The sequence below is a fragment of the Solibacillus sp. genome, from assembly GCF_040273735.1.
In the GTDB taxonomy this organism is placed as follows: Bacteria; Bacillota; Bacilli; order Bacillales_A; family Planococcaceae; genus Solibacillus.
The window spans coordinates 184,339-201,570 of record NZ_JBELZM010000002.1; the positions used below are offsets into that span (position 1 = coordinate 184,339).

General features: G+C 39.8%; 19 protein-coding genes. 16 read left to right on the forward strand and 3 right to left on the reverse strand.

From position 1 onward, the window contains the following. Positions 1-211: 211 nt before the first annotated feature. The 7 genes from cotE (at position 212) to ABS917_RS03065 (ending at position 8,039) form a co-directional block, all read left to right on the forward strand. Entirely contained in the window at positions 212-805 is a 594-nt protein-coding gene (cotE, locus tag ABS917_RS03035) for an outer spore coat protein CotE (protein WP_350477613.1), read from the forward strand. A 180-nt stretch (positions 806-985) separates the two neighbouring features. After that, a complete protein-coding gene (gene mutS, locus ABS917_RS03040) occupies positions 986-3,601 on the forward strand; it encodes a DNA mismatch repair protein MutS (RefSeq protein ID WP_350477614.1) in 2,616 nt (871 codons plus the stop codon). Between the two features lie 14 nt (positions 3,602-3,615). Further along, positions 3,616-5,514 carry a DNA mismatch repair endonuclease MutL gene (mutL, locus tag ABS917_RS03045; protein ID WP_350477615.1) on the forward strand — a complete coding sequence of 633 codons (1,899 nt, stop codon included), beginning with the start codon at positions 3,616-3,618 and terminating at the stop codon, positions 5,512-5,514. Between the two features lie 22 nt (positions 5,515-5,536). After that, positions 5,537-6,454, forward strand: coding sequence for an alpha/beta fold hydrolase (locus ABS917_RS03050; protein ID WP_350477616.1), 918 nt, complete (start codon positions 5,537-5,539; stop codon positions 6,452-6,454). Then, complete coding sequence (gene miaA, locus ABS917_RS03055) at positions 6,447-7,355, forward strand: tRNA (adenosine(37)-N6)-dimethylallyltransferase MiaA (RefSeq protein WP_350477617.1); 909 nt, start codon at positions 6,447-6,449, stop codon at positions 7,353-7,355. Before ABS917_RS03050 ends, miaA begins: the two co-directional genes overlap by 8 nt. A gap of 77 nt (positions 7,356-7,432) precedes the next feature. Continuing rightward, positions 7,433-7,657 carry an RNA chaperone Hfq gene (gene hfq, locus ABS917_RS03060; protein ID WP_079527893.1) on the forward strand — a complete coding sequence of 75 codons (225 nt, stop codon included), beginning with the start codon at positions 7,433-7,435 and terminating at the stop codon, positions 7,655-7,657. A gap of 79 nt (positions 7,658-7,736) precedes the next feature. Continuing rightward, the gene (locus ABS917_RS03065) at positions 7,737-8,039 is read left to right on the forward strand and encodes a rhodanese-like domain-containing protein (protein ID WP_350477618.1); all 303 of its coding nucleotides are present in this window, start codon (positions 7,737-7,739) and stop codon (positions 8,037-8,039) included. A gap of 50 nt (positions 8,040-8,089) precedes the next feature. On the opposite strand, the gene ABS917_RS03070 is transcribed toward ABS917_RS03065, so the two are convergent. Then, complete coding sequence (locus ABS917_RS03070; RefSeq protein WP_350477619.1) at positions 8,090-8,698, reverse strand: trimeric intracellular cation channel family protein; 609 nt, start codon at positions 8,696-8,698, stop codon at positions 8,090-8,092. Between the two features lie 117 nt (positions 8,699-8,815). On the opposite strand from ABS917_RS03070, the gene ABS917_RS03075 reads away from it, so the two are divergent. The 3 genes from ABS917_RS03075 to glnA all read left to right on the forward strand — a co-directional run bounded on the left by ABS917_RS03075 (position 8,816) and on the right by glnA (position 12,003). Beyond that, positions 8,816-10,063 carry a methionine gamma-lyase family protein gene (locus ABS917_RS03075; protein WP_350477620.1) on the forward strand — a complete coding sequence of 416 codons (1,248 nt, stop codon included), beginning with the start codon at positions 8,816-8,818 and terminating at the stop codon, positions 10,061-10,063. Positions 10,064-10,225: 162 nt separating this feature from the next. Beyond that, complete coding sequence (locus ABS917_RS03080) at positions 10,226-10,606, forward strand: MerR family transcriptional regulator (protein ID WP_350477621.1); 381 nt, start codon at positions 10,226-10,228, stop codon at positions 10,604-10,606. Positions 10,607-10,668: 62 nt separating this feature from the next. Further along, positions 10,669-12,003 (forward strand): type I glutamate--ammonia ligase, encoded by a 1,335-nt coding sequence (gene glnA, locus ABS917_RS03085; RefSeq protein ID WP_350477622.1) that lies wholly within the window; start codon positions 10,669-10,671, stop codon positions 12,001-12,003. Between the two features lie 122 nt (positions 12,004-12,125). Here the strand turns inward: glnA and ABS917_RS03090 are convergent, their stop codons facing one another. Continuing rightward, the gene (locus ABS917_RS03090) at positions 12,126-12,542 is read right to left on the reverse strand and encodes a gamma-type small acid-soluble spore protein (RefSeq protein ID WP_350477623.1); all 417 of its coding nucleotides are present in this window, start codon (positions 12,540-12,542) and stop codon (positions 12,126-12,128) included. Positions 12,543-12,817: 275 nt separating this feature from the next. Here ABS917_RS03090 and ABS917_RS03095 point away from each other — a divergent pair, with 275 nt between their 5' ends. From ABS917_RS03095 to ABS917_RS03105, 3 genes are all read left to right on the forward strand, one after another. After that, positions 12,818-13,525 carry a DNA alkylation repair protein gene (locus ABS917_RS03095; protein ID WP_350477624.1) on the forward strand — a complete coding sequence of 236 codons (708 nt, stop codon included), beginning with the start codon at positions 12,818-12,820 and terminating at the stop codon, positions 13,523-13,525. A gap of 78 nt (positions 13,526-13,603) precedes the next feature. Beyond that, entirely contained in the window at positions 13,604-14,149 is a 546-nt protein-coding gene (locus tag ABS917_RS03100) for a 5' nucleotidase, NT5C type (protein WP_350477625.1), read from the forward strand. 115 nt (positions 14,150-14,264) lie between these two features. After that, entirely contained in the window at positions 14,265-14,960 is a 696-nt protein-coding gene (locus ABS917_RS03105; RefSeq protein ID WP_350477626.1) for a gamma-glutamyl-gamma-aminobutyrate hydrolase family protein, read from the forward strand. An 84-nt stretch (positions 14,961-15,044) separates the two neighbouring features. On the opposite strand, the gene lexA is transcribed toward ABS917_RS03105, so the two are convergent. Next, the gene (gene lexA, locus ABS917_RS03110; RefSeq protein ID WP_087616022.1) at positions 15,045-15,668 is read right to left on the reverse strand and encodes a transcriptional repressor LexA; all 624 of its coding nucleotides are present in this window, start codon (positions 15,666-15,668) and stop codon (positions 15,045-15,047) included. A 160-nt stretch (positions 15,669-15,828) separates the two neighbouring features. Here lexA and yneA point away from each other — a divergent pair, with 160 nt between their 5' ends. The 3 genes from yneA to ABS917_RS03125 all read left to right on the forward strand — a co-directional run bounded on the left by yneA (position 15,829) and on the right by ABS917_RS03125 (position 17,120). After that, on the forward strand, positions 15,829-16,176 hold the full coding sequence (gene yneA / locus ABS917_RS03115; protein WP_350477627.1) for a cell division suppressor protein YneA: 348 nt from the start codon (positions 15,829-15,831) through the stop codon (positions 16,174-16,176). Continuing rightward, a complete protein-coding gene (locus ABS917_RS03120; protein WP_350477628.1) occupies positions 16,163-16,819 on the forward strand; it encodes a YneB family resolvase-like protein in 657 nt (218 codons plus the stop codon). Before yneA ends, ABS917_RS03120 begins: the two co-directional genes overlap by 14 nt. Positions 16,820-16,883: 64 nt before the next feature. Continuing rightward, the gene (locus ABS917_RS03125; RefSeq protein WP_079527868.1) at positions 16,884-17,120 is read left to right on the forward strand and encodes a DUF896 domain-containing protein; all 237 of its coding nucleotides are present in this window, start codon (positions 16,884-16,886) and stop codon (positions 17,118-17,120) included. Positions 17,121-17,232: the final 112 nt, after the last annotated feature.

A 17,232-nucleotide genomic window follows, 5' to 3' on the forward strand; every position in this document is an offset into this window, starting at 1 on the left:
ATAAAAATATAGGCTAAACAACAAAGCACTATGTAGGCCATATCCCGTATACTGATACAACAGCTGTGAGAAACAATTGAACAAAGCAATAGCAAAAGCGCTACTACAATAAAGGTTTGTAGTAGTTTTTTCTTTTCTAAAAACTCATTTCACCCTTTAGGCACCTGCCGCATACAATAAGTCGAGCAGTTGAAGAAAGGAGAGATGTTCGGTGAAGCGTTTACGTCAAATTGTGACGAAAGCAGTTATTGCAAAAGGGAAGAAGCGTACCGAATGTGTTGAAACGCTCTGTCCACCGAATGCGCCAACGAGCATATTAGGTTGTTGGGTAATTAATCATCAATACCAAGCGAAACGTAACGGTAAATTTGTTGAGGTGACAGGGAAGTTCGATGTGAATGTGTGGTACGCATATAACAATCATTCAAAAACGGCAGTGCATACAGAGACAATTTCCTATAAGGATCGTGTCAAACTGTCATTCCGCGATGGAGATGAAGTCGATTCAAATGATGTGAAAGTTCGTGTTTTACAAGCGCCAAATTGTATTGAGGCAGTTATTACAAAGCAAGGCGACAAAATTCAGGTAACGGTCGAGCGTGAATTTTTAGTGGAGATCATTGGGGAAACGACAGTTGTCATTAATGTACATCCGCTGGATTACGAAGATGAATGGTCATTTGAAGAAAGTTCACAGCAGCCATCTAGCAGTTCATCATCCAGCAGTTCATCATCCTCATCGTCGTCGTCCGACTCTGGGGGCAAAGATTTTGGCAAAGATTATGATTCCTCATCATTTTCTTAAAAGCGACTATTTTTTAACAGCAATTGTTTAGTCGTATAAAATTGTAAAACTCTATCGTAAACAGATGGGAATTGTTTGAAGGTAACTTTCAGACAATTCCTTTTCTTTGCGTTTCGAAGGCAAAATGCGAGTCAAATGGTATAATACTTGTACAAGTTCTAGCAAGTGAGGGAAATAAACATGACTACATATACACCGATGATGCAACAATATTTGCTCGTAAAACAAGATTACAAAGATGCTTTTTTATTTTACCGTTTAGGCGATTTTTATGAACTGTTTTTTGATGATGCCATAAAAGCGTCACAGCTGCTGGAAATTACATTAACAGCACGTGCCGGCAATACCGACAATCCGATTCCAATGTGTGGGGTACCGCATCACTCCGCGCAGGGCTATATCGAAACACTTGTCGCAAAAGGTTTTAAAGTGGCAGTATGCGAACAGACGGAAGATCCAAAGCATGCAAAAGGTGTTGTGAAACGTGAGGTCGTACAGGTAATCACACCGGGAACGATTACAGAGGGGAAAGCGCTTGACGGGAAATCGAATCACTTTATTGCAGCGGCTGAAAGTAATGAGAATGATGAAATCGTATTTGCCTATTTGGACGTATCAACAGGCGAAGCAAACTGTTCGCTAATTGAAGGAAGTGCAAAACAATTAGTTCAGCAAGTACAAGCATATGCAATAAAAGAACTTATTGTGACGGAACAGCTGCAGTTACTGCTTGCCGATTATGCGGAAGCTGGAGGTATCGTCCTGTCGCTTGAGACTGAAGAAATGGATCCGGTTAAAGCAGATCAGTATGTTGCCCATTTGCCGGTTCAGCTGCAAGGTGTGGCAAAGCGACTATTACAATATGTGGAACGTACACAAATGCGTTCTTTATCGCATATTCAGCCGTTTGCCTATACTGAAGCTGATAATTTCCTTCGTATCGATACGAATTCCAAACGTAATTTGGAATTGATTCAATCGATACGCGGCGGGGATTCTAAAGGTACATTGCTGTGGCTATTGGATGAAACAGTAACAGCTATGGGAGGCCGAAAACTGAAACAGTGGATGCATCAGCCGCTCGCAAAGAAAAATGCTATTGAAGCAAGACAGGCGATTGTGACGGAATTACTGGAAGACTTCTTCTTGCGCGACGAATTAACGACACTGCTGAAAAATGTATATGATTTAGAGCGTCTGGCAGGGCGTGTAGCATTTGGTTCCGTTGGGGGACGCGATCTGGCCCAGCTGCGCGAATCATTACGACAAGTACCCGAGATACAGCAGAAGCTCGTAAACAGCGGATTGGTAAAATGTATGGATCTTGGTCAAAAGCTGGATGTCTGTGCCGATATTGAACAATTGCTGGCAGAGGCCATTACCGATCATCCGCCAATTTCGATCAAAGAAGGCGATGTCATTCGCGATGGCTACAATCCCCAGCTGGATGAATATCGTGATGCATCCCGAAACGGGAAAGACTGGATTGCCCAGCTGGAGCAGAAAGAACGTGAACTGACAGGAATCAAAAATTTGAAAATCGGCTATAACCGCGTGTTTGGCTACTATATCGAAATTACAAAATCCCATTTGAATAATACCGACCTGGCACGCTTTGAACGCAAACAAACTTTGGCGAATGCCGAGCGTTTTATTACAGAAGAATTAAAAGAAAAAGAAGCACTGATTTTGAATGCCGAGGAGCAGAGCCTTGCATTGGAATATGATTTATTTGTAGCATTGCGTGAACAGTTAAAAGGGTATATACCTCGTGTTCAGGCTTTGGCTGCCCAAATCAGTGAGCTTGATGTTCTGATGAGCTTTGCGACGGTAACGGACAAATACCGTTTTACAAAGCCGGTATTTCATGAAGGACGTGCTTTGAAAATTATTGATGGAAGACACCCGGTCGTTGAAAAAATGCTCAATAAACAAAGCTATGTACCGAATGATTGTGTGCTGACAGATGATAAAAATATGATGCTGATTACCGGTCCGAACATGTCGGGTAAAAGTACGTACATGCGCCAAGTTGCACTAATTGTCGTTTTGGCGCAAATGGGATGCTATGTACCTGCGGATGAAGCGATATTACCGATTACCGACCAGATTTTCACGAGAATCGGAGCAGCTGATGATTTAGCGGCAGGTCAATCGACATTTATGGTGGAAATGCTTGAATCACAGCATGCCATTACACATGCAACTAAAAATAGTTTGCTGTTATTTGATGAAATCGGCCGCGGTACCTCAACATATGACGGGATGAGTCTGGCACAGGCAATGATGGAATATATTCATGATGAAATCGGAGCAAATACATTATTTTCAACTCACTATCATGAACTGACGGATTTGGAAAACGAACTGGCACGACTGCAAAATGTTCATGTCAGTGCAACCGAGCAAGACGGCAGAGTTGTATTTTTGCATAAAGTGAAAAAAGGTGCCGCTGATAAAAGCTACGGTGTTCATGTGGCGGAGCTTGCGGAAATGCCGGAAACGATTTTACAGCGTGCCCGTGTGTTGCTGGAGCAGTTTGAAGCAACGAATGCTGAAAAGCCACAAGCTGTCAATTATGAACAGGAACAACCACAAAATCCCCAATTAGAGGAACAGGTGGCGGAGAACGATTTGCAGCTCTCATTGTTTACAATGGAGGAAGAATCATCATTCGCACCCGAACAAAAAGAAGTACTCGATGCATTGAAAAAACTGAATGTAATGGGTACAACACCGTTGCAGGCGATGACATTATTGCATGAACTGCAGCAAAAATTACTAGGCAATCAATAAAGGAGGGAACGGCTTTGGGAAAAATTCAAATAATGGATGAGTGGCTATCGAATAAAATTGCAGCCGGTGAAGTAGTCGAACGCCCTTCATCTGTTGTAAAAGAACTAGTAGAAAATGCAATTGATGCGGGCAGTACGTCAATCGAAATTTTCCTGGAAGAAGCTGGCCTTCAATCGATACAAGTCATTGATAACGGAAGTGGTATGGACGAGGAGGACGCGCTTAAATCCTTTTCGCGCCATGCCACATCAAAAATAGAAAAAGAACAGGATCTGTTCCGGATTCGCACACTTGGTTTCCGTGGTGAAGCATTGGCATCGATTGCTTCGGTTTCCAAGTTAACCTTACGTACATCGGACGGGAATGGAGGTGTGCATTTGTATATGGAGGGCGGTCATTTGAAGGAGCATCAGCCGACCGCACTGCGCAGGGGGACAGATATTACTGTTGCGCAGCTTTTCTTTAATACACCGGCACGCCTTAAATATTTAAAAACGATTCAGACCGAGCTTGGGCATACAATCGATTTTGTAAACCGGATTGCACTTGGCTATCCGACGATTGCGGTTAAACTTGTGCATAATGGGCAAACATTATTGCAAACAAACGGGCGCGGTCAAGTTCAGCAAGTATTGGCAGCCATTTACGGTGCACATAATGCGAAGAAAATGCTGCCGTTTGAAGGCCGAAATCAAGATTATAAAATTCATGGTTTTGCAAGTTTGCCTGAGGTGACTCGTGCTTCAAAAAACTATATGTCGCTTTTCGTCAATGGACGCTGGGTCAAACATTTCGTGATTCAGAAAGCAATTACAGATGCATACCATACGTATTTACCGATTGAGCGTTTTCCAATTGTACTTTTGTATGTTGAGGGAGATCCGCAATTAACCGATGTCAATGTCCATCCGGCGAAGCATCAAGTACGCTTAAGTAAAGAACCGGAACTGTTGAAGCTTATTGAAGATACAATCCGTACTGCGATTCGGGATGTGATCCGCATTCCGCTCGCTGAAAAAAAGGAGAAGCCAGTTCGAACGCCGACTGAACAGATGAATATTTGGAACCCTTCACCGACACCTTCATCACAGCCTACGTTCAATGAAGAAAAGTTATCGACAATTGTTGAGCGATTATCAAGTGAAACTTCTGTTGTAAAAGAGCCGTATGCGCCGGTTCCGACTAAACAACAACCGGTCGTGTATACTACTTCACCTGTGCCGGAAAGCAGTGAACAGCATAATCAATCTGATTTCAATGAACTTCAAACTGTTGAAGAGGAAACCTATCCGGAAGAAACCTTAAAGGCAGAGTCCGAACCGAAAAGGCATTTTCCGCAAGTTGAAATTGTCGGCCAGATTCATGGGACGTATATTGTAGCTCAAATGGAGGACGGATTTTATTTAATCGACCAACATGCAGCACAGGAGCGGATCAAGTATGAATATTTCCGTGATAAAGTCGGAGAAGTAAATGCAAACGAACGTCAGACACTCCTCATGCCATTAACGTTCCATTATGCGGCAGATGAGGCATTGCGTCTAAAAGAATCAAAGGAGGCACTTGAAGAAGTAGGGGTTTTCTTGGAAGAATTCGGACTTTCTTCATTTGTTGTTCGGGAATACCCGACATGGTTCCCGAAAGGCGAGGAACAGGAAATTATCGAGGAATTGATCGAGCAAGTGTTAAGTGCACGGAAAACCGATATAAAAAAATTACGTGAGGATGCGGCCATTATGATGAGCTGCAAGAAGTCGATTAAAGCGAATCATTATTTAAACAAAGAACAGATGGAAAGACTGATCAATGATCTACGAAATGCGGACAATCCGTTTACATGTCCCCATGGAAGACCTGTATTAATTCATTTTACGTCATATGAAGTAGAAAAAATGTTTAAACGCGTAATGTAATTCATAAAAAGGGGATGGTTTTATGGAGCAACGGTCATTTTTTGTCACAATGACAGACGGGCATGATATTTTCGTCCGTACTTATGCACCATGTAAAAAGCGTATCGGACATATTCATATTTTACACGGGATGTCGGAACATAGCGGGCGTTATGAAAAATTCGCAGAAAAGCTATGTGATGAAGGGTATTTTGTAACAGCACATGATCATCGCGGGCATGGTTTTACAGCGCAAAAAAACGGCATGTTTGGTTATTTCGGACCTGATAAGGGTTTTGAACTTGTTGTTGATGATGTTGTAGAAGTGCTTTCCTATTTAAAGAAAGAAACAACGGAACGGCTAATTTTATTCGGTCATAGTATGGGCTCATTCATAGCACGCCGCTTTATCCAACAGTATAGCGATATAATTGAACGGCTGGTTTTATCGGGAACGGGATCACCGACATTGCTTCATAAGGCAGGGCATATTATTGCAAAGCAGTTGGTAAACCTGCAGGGAGCACAAATTCAAAGTGATCTCATGAATGATCTTAGTTTTAGCAGCTTTAATCGAAAAATTAAGGATGCGAAAACTAATTTTGACTGGCTTACTACCGATGAAGAAGAAGTACAAAAATATATCAATGATCCACTTTGCGGTGTGATCCCTACGAATCAATTTTTCGTTGATCTAACGGGTGGCATGCTTAAGATGGAGGATGAACATGCAAATGCGGGCATCCGCTCTGATTTGAAAATACTAGTTGTAAACGGGACATATGATCCAATCGCTGGACCTGAAGCAGCAGGAGCGCTTCGAGTAGGCAAACTGTTTGCACGTGCCGGTGTAGAACATGTGAAGGTGCATATATTCGAAGGGATGCGCCATGAAATTCTAAATGAAAAAAAGAAAGAACAAGTAAGAGAAATAATTGTACGGTGGTTAAAAGATGAATAATAAAATAGATGTCGTGGCCATAATCGGTCCTACTGCATCCGGAAAAACAGCGCTAAGTATCCGCTTGGCAAAAGAGATTGACGGCGAAATAATAAACGGAGATTCCATGCAGATCTATCGTCATATGGATATCGGAACTGCCAAAATTACCGAAGCCGAAATGGAAGGTGTTCCGCATCACTTGCTTGATATTAAAGAGCCGACAGAAGGATTTTCGGTTGCTGAATATCAGCAGCTTGTTCGCGGAAAAATTGAAGAGATCCAAGCCCGAGGTAAAATGCCGATTATTGTTGGGGGTACGGGGCTATATGTACAATCTGTCCTGTACGATTTTCAATTTACGAAACAGGAAGTTGATGAATCAGCACGCGAAAACTACTATAAAGAACTTGAAGTATTGGGACCTGAAGCGATGCATGCAAAACTTCTACAAATGGACCCGGCAGCTGCAGCGTCCATACACCCGAATAATACACGACGTGTTATTCGGGCATTGGAAATGGCAGAACTTGCGGGGGTTTCTAGAGCGGAAGAACAATTCAATCGAGGAGACATTCCGTTATATAACCATTTAATCATCGGGTTGGATATGGACCGTGAAAAGTTATATGAAAGAATTAACTTACGTGTGGATTTGATGATGGAAGCAGGTCTTGTTAAAGAAGTTCGGGCACTATATGATGCGGGGATACGTGATGTCCAGTCGATTAAAGCAATCGGATATAAAGAATTGTACGCTCATTTCGATGGACTTGTTTCACTTGATGAAGCAGTGGAACAGATTAAACAAAATTCAAGACGTTATGCGAAACGCCAGCTTACCTATTTCCGAAACAAAATGGATATTGCGTGGATCGGAAATGATTGGAGCAAAATAAAAAGTTTAGTTGAAAATCATTAAAATTAAAGGGAAATTTTGTCCGCATAACGAATAGGTAACTATTGCATGTATTTTATGGTAAGGGAGATTGAACGACGATGAAATCGATAAATTTGCAAGATACTTTTTTAAACAATTTACGTAAAAATAATGTTTTTGTAACGGTATTTCTGTTAAATGGCTTTCAATTAAAAGGACTTATAAAATCATATGATAATTTTACCGTACTATTGGAGTCAGAAGGAAAACAGCAGCTTATTTACAAGCATGCAATTTCTACTTTTGTACCGTCCAAAAACGTAGCTTTATCGGAAGAAGAGTAACCACACAGCCAAACTTGTAGCGAATTTTGGCCTGATTGATTATAATGACTAAGATGCTATAAGTATTGGAGGATTTTTGATGAAAACGATGACAACAGATGAACTGATCAACTTACTCGATGCAAATGAAGATTTAAATGTAATCGATGTTCGTGAAGATTTTGAAGTGGAACACGGAATGATTCCAGGTGCTGTACATATTCCACTTGGCTCAATCCCTGAACGTACTAGTGAACTGGATAATTCAAAATCATATATCGTCGTATGTAAAGGCGGCGTACGCAGTGCGAATGCATGCGAATATCTGGCAGAGCAAGGTTTTGATGTAACGAATTTAGATGGCGGAATGATGGCCTATGATGGAGAATTAGAATTTAAATAATTTCCTAGAGAAAGGGAGTGTCGAATCAATCGACACTCCCTAAATTTATGCTATTTTGTATAATGGATTTTTTTCGATGGCAGACTCCAGCCTTTTATGTAGGAACATATGCGCAGGAAAGTAATGAGGACGAATAAAAAATATAAGAAAAGATCTCCTGCAAAAATTTCAAGACCGATTAAGAAACCTGCACTCGCAGCCCAGACGGCATAAATTTCGTGCCGTAAAATAATGGGTCTTCTTCCAGCAAGCAGGTCGCGAACAACCCCTCCTCCGGCACCTGTTAGCACGGCAGCTACAATTACTGCTACAATCGGTAACTCAAGGTGGACAGCATGCATTGCCCCTTGAATGGCAAAGGCGGATAATCCGATTGCATCGGTCACATATCCCCATCGACTCCATTGTTTAAATAAATGATGCGGAATCAAAAAGAAAACCGTAATCGCAAGAAGAGCGATTTGAAACATAAGCTCCTGGTTCCATAATGTCGAGACAGGCAGGCCAATCAAAATGTTCCGAATAGCACCACCGCCAAAAGCTGTGACAATACCTAATATGTACACCCCAAATAAATCATACTCTTCTTCCATTGCCACAATGGCCCCGGAAACGGCAAAGGCAATTGTTCCAATCAAACTAAATACTTCCCAAGCCATAAACATCTCTCCCTTAATGTCCTTTCGACCATGACAATAGCAGTTTTTCAAACATTCGTCAAAACTATTTTTTTTCATGTATAATAGATACAGTTTGAACAGAATGGAGTAGTAAAAATGGCATTTCAATCAATATTAACAACTGAAATATTAACGCTTGCATCACAAGTGGAAGAAAAAGTCCGCACTTATCATCAGGAAGTGGATGAACGTGCGTTTTATAATCAGCAAAAGGTGCTGGCAGCTTTTCGTGAAAATCAAGTAAGTGATTTTCATCTACATCCTTCAACAGGGTATGGCTATGACGATGAAGGCCGTGATAATTTAGAGCGTGTATATGCACAAACTTTCGGTGCAGAGGCAGCTATCGTACGTCCTCAAATCATTTCAGGTACACATGCAATTACATTGAGTTTATTCGGTGTCTTACGTCCAGGTGATGAATTGGTCTATATAACAGGTAAGCCATATGACACACTTCAGTCGATCGTTGACGGGGGTGAAAAGGATACAGGTTCCTTGAAAGACTATAAAATCGGCTATTCCCATGTAGATTTAATCGACAACAAGGAAATTGATTGGGAAGGTGTAAAACAGGCAGTAAACGAAAATACGAAAATGATTGCGATTCAGCGGTCAAAAGGCTATGCGACACGCCCGTCATTTACGATGGAACAAATTGCTGAAATGGTTGTGAAAATCAGGACAATCGCACAAGATGCCGTTATTTTTGTAGATAACTGCTACGGGGAATTTGTAGAGTTGCTTGAGCCGACAGAAGTTGGTGTTGATTTGATGGCCGGTTCATTAATCAAAAATCCTGGTGGAGGTTTTGCAAAAATTGGGGGATATATTGCAGGTCGCGCAGATTTAGTGGAAAAATGTGCATATCGTATGACATCACCGGGAATTGGTGCAGAGGCAGGGGCTTCTTTAAACACGTTAGCAGATTTTTACCAGGGCTTCTTCATGGCACCACATATCGTTGCACAAAGTCTAAAAGGTGCAATTTTTACGTCGGCAATGCTTGAAGAAATCGGTATGACGACATCTCCGCATTACACTGATGTCCGCACGGATCTCATTCAATCAGTCTCATTCCAAACGGCTGAACAAATGGTGGCATTCTGTCGTGAAATTCAAGCTGCTTCACCTGTTAACGCTCACTTTGCGCCAGAGCCTGCCTATATGCCTGGCTATGAGGATGATGTCATTATGGCGGCAGGTACGTTTGTCCAAGGATCAAGTATTGAATTAACAGCAGATGGTCCAATTCGTCCTCCCTTTACAGCATTTATACAAGGCGGCTTAACATATGAACATGTAAAATATGCCATTTGTGCAGCTGTCCAAAAACTAAAATAATCTTTAGGAATCGTCCATTTATTGGACGATTTTTATTGTGCATAAAATTTGCTTTATTCTGTTAATCATTTGCTCATTTAAAAAAGTTATGTGAGTTTTTCTGACATACATTTGACATTGTAAATAACAAGTCGTAATATAGCCATAAGGGAGGTGAATTAAATGAGTAGTGAAATTCGACGTTCAATGCCACTATTATCGATAAGTATCGTCATGCAATTAACGGATCTGACAGCAAGACAAATCCGTTATTATGAAGAGCATGATTTAATTCATCCACACCGGACTGAGGGAAATCGACGCATGTTTTCTTTAAATGATGTTGACACTTTACTGGAAATCAAAGATATGCTTGAGCAGGGTATTAATATGGCAGGGATCAAAAAAGTATTTGCATTGAAAAATGACCCGGCAGCACAGAAAGCAAGCAAAGAAATTTCCGATTCGGATTTACGTAAGATTTTACGTGAAGAAATGCGTCAAGCACAACGTATGCAAAAAACATCTATTCGCCAAGGGGATTTATCGCGTTTTTACCAATAGCGCGTAAATTATAAAAGATCGAGTAAAATCGGTACTGAACAAATTTAGGAGTGTGGAATTTAGTGGGCAAATATACAAAAGACGATATTAAACGTCTAGTAGAAGAACAACAAGTAAAATTCATTCGTTTACAGTTTACAGATATTTTAGGAACAATTAAAAACGTAGAAATTCCTGTAAGCCAACTAGATAAAGCATTGGACAATAAAATGATGTTTGATGGTTCATCAATCGAAGGTTTTGTACGTATTGAAGAGTCAGATATGTACTTATATCCGGATTACGATTCATTCATGATTTTCCCTTGGACAGCTGAAAAAGGAAAAGTAGCTCGTTTCATCTGTGATATTTACAATCCGAACGGTACGCCATTTGCAGGCGACCCACGTAATAACCTGAAACGTGTATTAAAAGAAATGAAAGAGCTGGGATTCACAGATTTCAACTTAGGGCCTGAACCAGAGTTTTTCTTATTTAAACTTGATGCAAAAGGCGAACCAAGCCTGGAAGTAAATGATCACGGCGGATATTTCGATTTGGCACCGACAGATTTAGGCGAAAACTGCCGACGCGATATCGTATTGGAACTAGAAGAAATGGGCTTTGAAATTGAAGCATCTCACCATGAGGTTGCACCGGGACAACATGAAATTGACTTTAAATATGCGGATGCTATTACAGCTTGCGACAATATCCAAACATTTAAGTTAGTTGTAAAAACAATTGCTCGTAAACACGGTTTACACGCAACATTCATGCCAAAACCTTTATTCGGTGAAGCCGGATCAGGAATGCACTTCAACGTTTCATTATTTAAAGGAAAAGAAAATGCCTTTTATGATGAGTCTACTGAATTAGGTCTTTCTGAAACAGCGATGCAATTCATGGCAGGCGTACTTGACCATGTTCAAGGTTTTACGGCAATTACGAACCCGACAGTAAACTCTTATAAACGTTTAGTACCAGGTTATGAAGCACCATGTTACGTAGCATGGTCTGCACAAAACCGTTCACCATTAATCCGTATACCTTCTTCTCGCGGAATTTCAACACGTGTAGAAGTTCGTTCGGTCGATCCATCAGCAAATCCATATTTGGCGATGGCAGTAATCTTAGAGGCTGGTCTGGAAGGGATTCGAAAAAAATCAACGCCACCACCAGCAATCAACCGCAATATTTATGTAATGAGCGAAGAAGAGCGTAAAGCAAACGGCATCGATAACCTGCCTGCAGCTTTAGATGACGCGTTAAACTTACTTGCAAAAGATGAAGTTGTTCAACGAGCATTAGGCAACCATATCTATGCTAACTTTAAAGAAGCAAAAGAAATCGAATTCGACATGTACCGTTCGACTGTCCATCAGTGGGAACGCGACCAATATATGAAAATGTACTAAGAAAAAGCGCTGGAGCTTAAAATTCCGGCGCTTTTTTATGTATACATAATTGTTAATAGTTATAACCAAAATAATTGCTGGAACTGAAAAAACCGGCAATAAAAATTGCCGGTTCAATATTTTTATTTATTGCCGTTTTGGAATTTGTTCTTACCAAATTGACCAGAAGCCTGTTGTTTTTTAGCTTCGGCCTGCTGGTTTTGCTGTTTCACTTGGTTAACATCTGTTTCCATGCCAAACTCTGCGCTCATTGAAGAAAGCTTTTTCTGTAAACCGCTGTTTGCGAACAATCCAGAAGATTGCTGCTTTTTGGCTTCAGCTTGCTGGTTTTGCTGCTTCACTTGGTTAACATTTGTTTCCATACCAAACTCGGCTTTCATTGAATTCGGTTTTTTCTGTAAACCACTGTTTGCAAACGCACCGGAAGCTTGTTGCTTTTTAGCTTCAGCTTTTTGGTTTTGCTGCATTACTTGATTAACGTCCGTTTCCATACCAAATTCGACGTTTTTATTATTGATGTTGTTTTTATTTTTTGACATCAATATCACCTCCTGAGATTATTCTGTTCAGAGGTTGTTTTATTATTCGGTGAAATAATTTGCCAATTTTTTTAATAAATTTAAAAGTGGAGGGTAACAATAAAAGGACAATGAAACTGGAGTGTTTGTCACGTATATATCCTGATCCTGTAAATGCAATTTAAAATGAATTTTATACTTATAAAGCTAATTACTGAGAAAAAGGCTAGGTATGTCGATCGGTTAAACCATATAATAGTAAGAGACAAATACTTTAATAATATAAGGAGGAAATTATGAAACTCGATACAATGATGCAAGAGTTAGAAGCACTGGGCAAAGAGCGTACAAAAAAGATTTATATGTCCAATGGTGCAAAGGAGCCGGTTTTCGGTGTAACGATTGGCTCGATGAAACCGTATGTAAAACAAATAAAGATAGATCAGGAACTGGCTGAACAGCTCTATGCCACAGGCAACTATGATGCTATGTATTTTGCAGGAATCATTGCGGATCCGAAAGCTATGACTGAGGAAGATTATGACCGCTGGATGGATCAGGCCTATTTCTATATGATTTCCGATTATGTTGTTGCAGTGACATTGGCGGAATCCGATATTGCGCAAGAAGTAAGCGATAAATGGATTGCCAGTGGTGAGGACCTGAAAATGTCGGCAGGCTGGCATTGTTACTGCTGGCTTCTCGGAAATCGTAAAGATGAGGAATTTTCAAAGGAAAAGTTAATGGATATGCTTGAGTATGTAAAACACAATATCCTTCAAGCACCTCAGCGTACTCAGGTGGCAATGAATAATTTTGTCATGACTGTCGGTGTTTCATTTAAACCTTTACATATTGAAGCTGTGCAAATTGCCAATGAAATCGGACCAATTGAAACGAAACGTGAAGGGAAAAAACCGGGTCTGCTTCATGCATTTGCGGAAATTGAAAAACAGGTGGAAAAAGGGCGAATCGGTTTTAAACGTAAATATGTACGTTGTTAATTGTAAAGAGTTAAACCTTGTTTTTTAACAATACAATTGTATAAACTAAAATCAGGAAATTTCAAGGAGGCTTATTACATGAAAAAAAGTATTGCTATCGATATGGATCAGGTGCTAGCAGATTTTTATTCGAAATTACGTGTTACGTATAACGAGAATTTCGGAACAAATTTTACAGATGAAGAGTTTCTTATGACGACACAGCGTGATTTGCCTCGAGAAGATGCAAAAAAATTATTTGCTTTATTAAATGAGCCTGACTATTTCAGAGATTTAAAAGTACTGGATGGAGATGCAATTGAAGTCATTCAGGAACTGCAGGAGCATTATGAAATTTTTATTGCGACAGCTGCAATGGATGTACCGGGTTCATTTACAGCGAAATACGATTGGCTGATGGAGCATTTACCCTTTATTAAAACACAGAACATTGTGTTTTGCGGAAATAAAGCTGTAATACATACCGATTATTTAATTGATGACAGCCCACGCCAGCTTGCAGCATTTAAAGGAACGGGCATATTGTATTCGATGCCGTACAATCGATCAGAAGAATGTTTCATACGTGTTCAGAACTGGAAAGAAATAAAACAGTATTTTATAAAACAAATGGAAATTGTATAAAAATAAAGGGTTGCGGTTGTGCAATCCTTTTTTATTTTTTGTAGTCATTTAGTATAACGAAATAGTATAATTTAAATTATTGGAATTATCTACAAACTATAAGGGGATAAAAAGAATGAAACCGATTATTGGATTAACAATGTATGATTTTGACAAGAAATTGGATATTAACAACGCATATTTAACTTCCATTGAACAAGCTGGAGGTATTCCGATTTGTATACCGAATGCTACAGAAGAAAACGTAGATGCATTATTAAATCTAATTGATGGCCTCGTATTAATTGGTGGAGCGGATATAGATCCGTTGTTGTTTAATGAAGAGCCGCACCGTCATATCGGAAGTGTTGTACGAAAGCGGGATGACAGCGATCTTTTATTAATGAATGAAGCCTTTAAAAGACAAATGCCTGTTCTCGGTATTTGCCGCGGACAACAGATTATGAATGTCGCATTTGGGGGGACGATCATTCAGGATATACCATCACAAGTAGAAAACACAATTTTACATAAACAAACTTCAAAGCGCGGGGAATTGGCACATACCGTTGAAGTAAAAACACCAAAATTTAAAGAAATATTTAAAGAAGACTCATTTCGTGTAAATACATTTCACCATCAATCGGTTGGAAATCTCGGGGAAGGGCTCGTTGTTTCGGCTGTCGCTAAGGACGGCATCATTGAAGGGATTGAACATGAATCGCATCCATATTGTGTCGCGGTGCAATGGCATCCGGAAGAATTGGCTCCAAACGGGGATGTATATGCACAGCGCTTATTTAACAGTTTTGTAGAAGCATGCAATAAATAAATATAGGCTCAGTCATTCGCGGCTGGGCTTTTTGTTTTAAAAATAAAAAGCTTGCCGATTATATTAGAATGGCAAGCTTAATAATTAATGGATATTTCGATAGAGGCCGACTACTTTACCTAAAATAGAAACTTGGTTGACAATGATTGGCTCCATTGAGCTATTCTCAGGCTGTAGACGGAAATGAGTTTTTTCTTTGTAAAAGCGCTTGACAGTCGCTTCATCGTCTTCCGTCATTGCTACGACAATCTCTCCATTGTTCGCAGTAGACGTTTTTTTAACGATAACATAATCCCCATTTAAAATACCGGCTTCAATCATGGATTCTCCCATAATTTCAAGCATAAACAATTCCTCTTCCGGTGAGCCGTAAGCATCCGGCAACGGGAAATATTCCTGAATATCCTCGATTGCGGAAATAGGCAGACCAGCTGTAACTTTACCGATCAACGGAACATGAATGACACCTTGTTTCGCAATGTTCATCTCTTCCTGGTCCAATATTTCAATGGCACGCGGCTTTGTAGGATCACGACGGATAAGCCCTTTACTTTCTAAACGAGCTAAATGCCCGTGGACAGTTGAACTGGAAGCTAAACCTACTGCTTCTCCAATTTCGCGAACTGATGGCGGATAGCCTTTAGAACGAACTTCCTCTTTTATAAAAGTTAGAATAGCTTGCTGCCGCTTTGAAATTTTTTGTGTCAACTAACTCACCTCTTTATCATGCTATTTTTCTTAAAGTAAGTATAGCAGTATGCGAACACGAATGCAAACATAAGTTCGAAAAAACGGTTGACAAAAACATATGTTCGTATTATTATGAGAACAAATATTCCGAACATACATTCGAAAGAGGGTTTTTCTAATGAAAAGAATTAAATTAAATGGCTTCACATCAATGTTTCTACTATTCTCTATACTTATGATTGCTTTATTCATGATGCAGGATGATAAAATTGAATTATACGAACACGTAAGCATAGAGCACGGTGATACTTTATGGTCGTTGGCAGAACAATATCGTGGTAAAATGGCTAAGCATGATTGGATCAATGAAGTAAAAAAGGAAAACGGAATGCTGGATGAAAAAGTTGTTTTAGGACAAGTATTGGTTGTACCTGTAGAAAAAGATTCACAATACATTGCTCAGCTGAATGAATCCTCCGATATGCAATCGATTAAAGTAGCGAGAGGGAACAATGATAAAAACTAAAGCAGTAATTTATTGCCGTGTCAGTACGGATAAAAATACTCAGGAAACATCACTAGTGCGTCAGCAGGAAGAACTGACAAAATATGCAAAAACATTCGGCTATAAAGATGTGGAGATTTTCATGGATCAGCATAGTGGATATGATGTCGATCGAGACGGATTGCTCGATATGCTTGACTATATGAAAGAGTACGGTATTAAAGCATTATTTGTACAGGACGAGACACGTTTAGGTCGAGGAAATGCCCGTATGGCAGTGCTTCACCTACTGCAAAAATATGAAGCGACAGTATATACATTAAACGATGCAGGTCCAGTCATATTAAACGAAATGGATACAATGCTGCTTGAAATTTTGGCGATTGTAGAAGAATATCAGCGCCGTATGCATAATGCAAAAATCCGCCGGGGAATGCGCCGCGCTGTAGAAAATGGCTACCAGCCGCAAAATAATTTAAAAAATCGTGGCAATATTGAAGGGCGTGAACGAAAAGAAGTGCCTGTCGAAGAAATTGTTCAGCTTCGCCAGAAAGGTTTAACATTTGCGGAAATTGCTACGACTTTGTCGGGTTTGGGAATTTCTATCAGTAAAGCGACCGTACATAGAAGATATATTGAATATATGGAGCGACTTGAAGAGTAAACACTTGTTTTCAAGTCGTTTTTTTTATACCTTTGTAGTAGGTAGGAAGAAAGGTGAGATTCAAATGTTATCAAAAGAAAAATTAGCTCGCATTAATGAGCTTTCTAAATTAGCGAGAGAAGGTAAATTGACTGAAGAGCAGGCGAAGGAACGTACAGCACTGCGCAAAGAATATTTAGATACTTTCCGTACTACAATGCGCGATACAATCGAGCATGTGAAAGTAATTGATGAAGAAGGCAATGATGTGACACCTGAAAAATTAAAACAAATTAAATCACAGAAGAAATTCTTAAACTAATTACATTTCATTAATATGTCACAATTAATATAAAGTATGACATATTTTACGGGACGTTTTTAGAAATTATTGTTTTCTTGTGGAAATTTGTCTACACTATAAAATGTATAAA

Excerpts from the sequence above, each read along its gene's own strand:
- mutS (WP_350477614.1), top strand. The coding sequence starts at position 986 with ATGACTACATATACACCGATGATGCAACAATATTTGCTCGTAAAACAA.
- ABS917_RS03050 (WP_350477616.1), top strand. The coding sequence starts at position 5,537 with ATGGAGCAACGGTCATTTTTTGTCACAATGACAGACGGGCATGATATT.
- miaA (WP_350477617.1), top strand. The coding sequence starts at position 6,447 with ATGAATAATAAAATAGATGTCGTGGCCATAATCGGTCCTACTGCATCC.
- hfq (WP_079527893.1), top strand. The coding sequence starts at position 7,433 with ATGAAATCGATAAATTTGCAAGATACTTTTTTAAACAATTTACGTAAA.
- ABS917_RS03065 (WP_350477618.1), top strand. The coding sequence starts at position 7,737 with ATGAAAACGATGACAACAGATGAACTGATCAACTTACTCGATGCAAAT.
- ABS917_RS03070 (WP_350477619.1), bottom strand. The coding sequence starts at position 8,698 with ATGGCTTGGGAAGTATTTAGTTTGATTGGAACAATTGCCTTTGCCGTT.
- ABS917_RS03075 (WP_350477620.1), top strand. The coding sequence starts at position 8,816 with ATGGCATTTCAATCAATATTAACAACTGAAATATTAACGCTTGCATCA.
- ABS917_RS03080 (WP_350477621.1), top strand. The coding sequence starts at position 10,226 with ATGAGTAGTGAAATTCGACGTTCAATGCCACTATTATCGATAAGTATC.
- ABS917_RS03090 (WP_350477623.1), bottom strand. The coding sequence starts at position 12,542 with ATGTCAAAAAATAAAAACAACATCAATAATAAAAACGTCGAATTTGGT.
- ABS917_RS03095 (WP_350477624.1), top strand. The coding sequence starts at position 12,818 with ATGAAACTCGATACAATGATGCAAGAGTTAGAAGCACTGGGCAAAGAG.
- ABS917_RS03100 (WP_350477625.1), top strand. The coding sequence starts at position 13,604 with ATGAAAAAAAGTATTGCTATCGATATGGATCAGGTGCTAGCAGATTTT.
- ABS917_RS03105 (WP_350477626.1), top strand. The coding sequence starts at position 14,265 with ATGAAACCGATTATTGGATTAACAATGTATGATTTTGACAAGAAATTG.
- yneA (WP_350477627.1), top strand. The coding sequence starts at position 15,829 with ATGAAAAGAATTAAATTAAATGGCTTCACATCAATGTTTCTACTATTC.
- ABS917_RS03120 (WP_350477628.1), top strand. The coding sequence starts at position 16,163 with ATGATAAAAACTAAAGCAGTAATTTATTGCCGTGTCAGTACGGATAAA.
- ABS917_RS03125 (WP_079527868.1), top strand. The coding sequence starts at position 16,884 with ATGTTATCAAAAGAAAAATTAGCTCGCATTAATGAGCTTTCTAAATTA.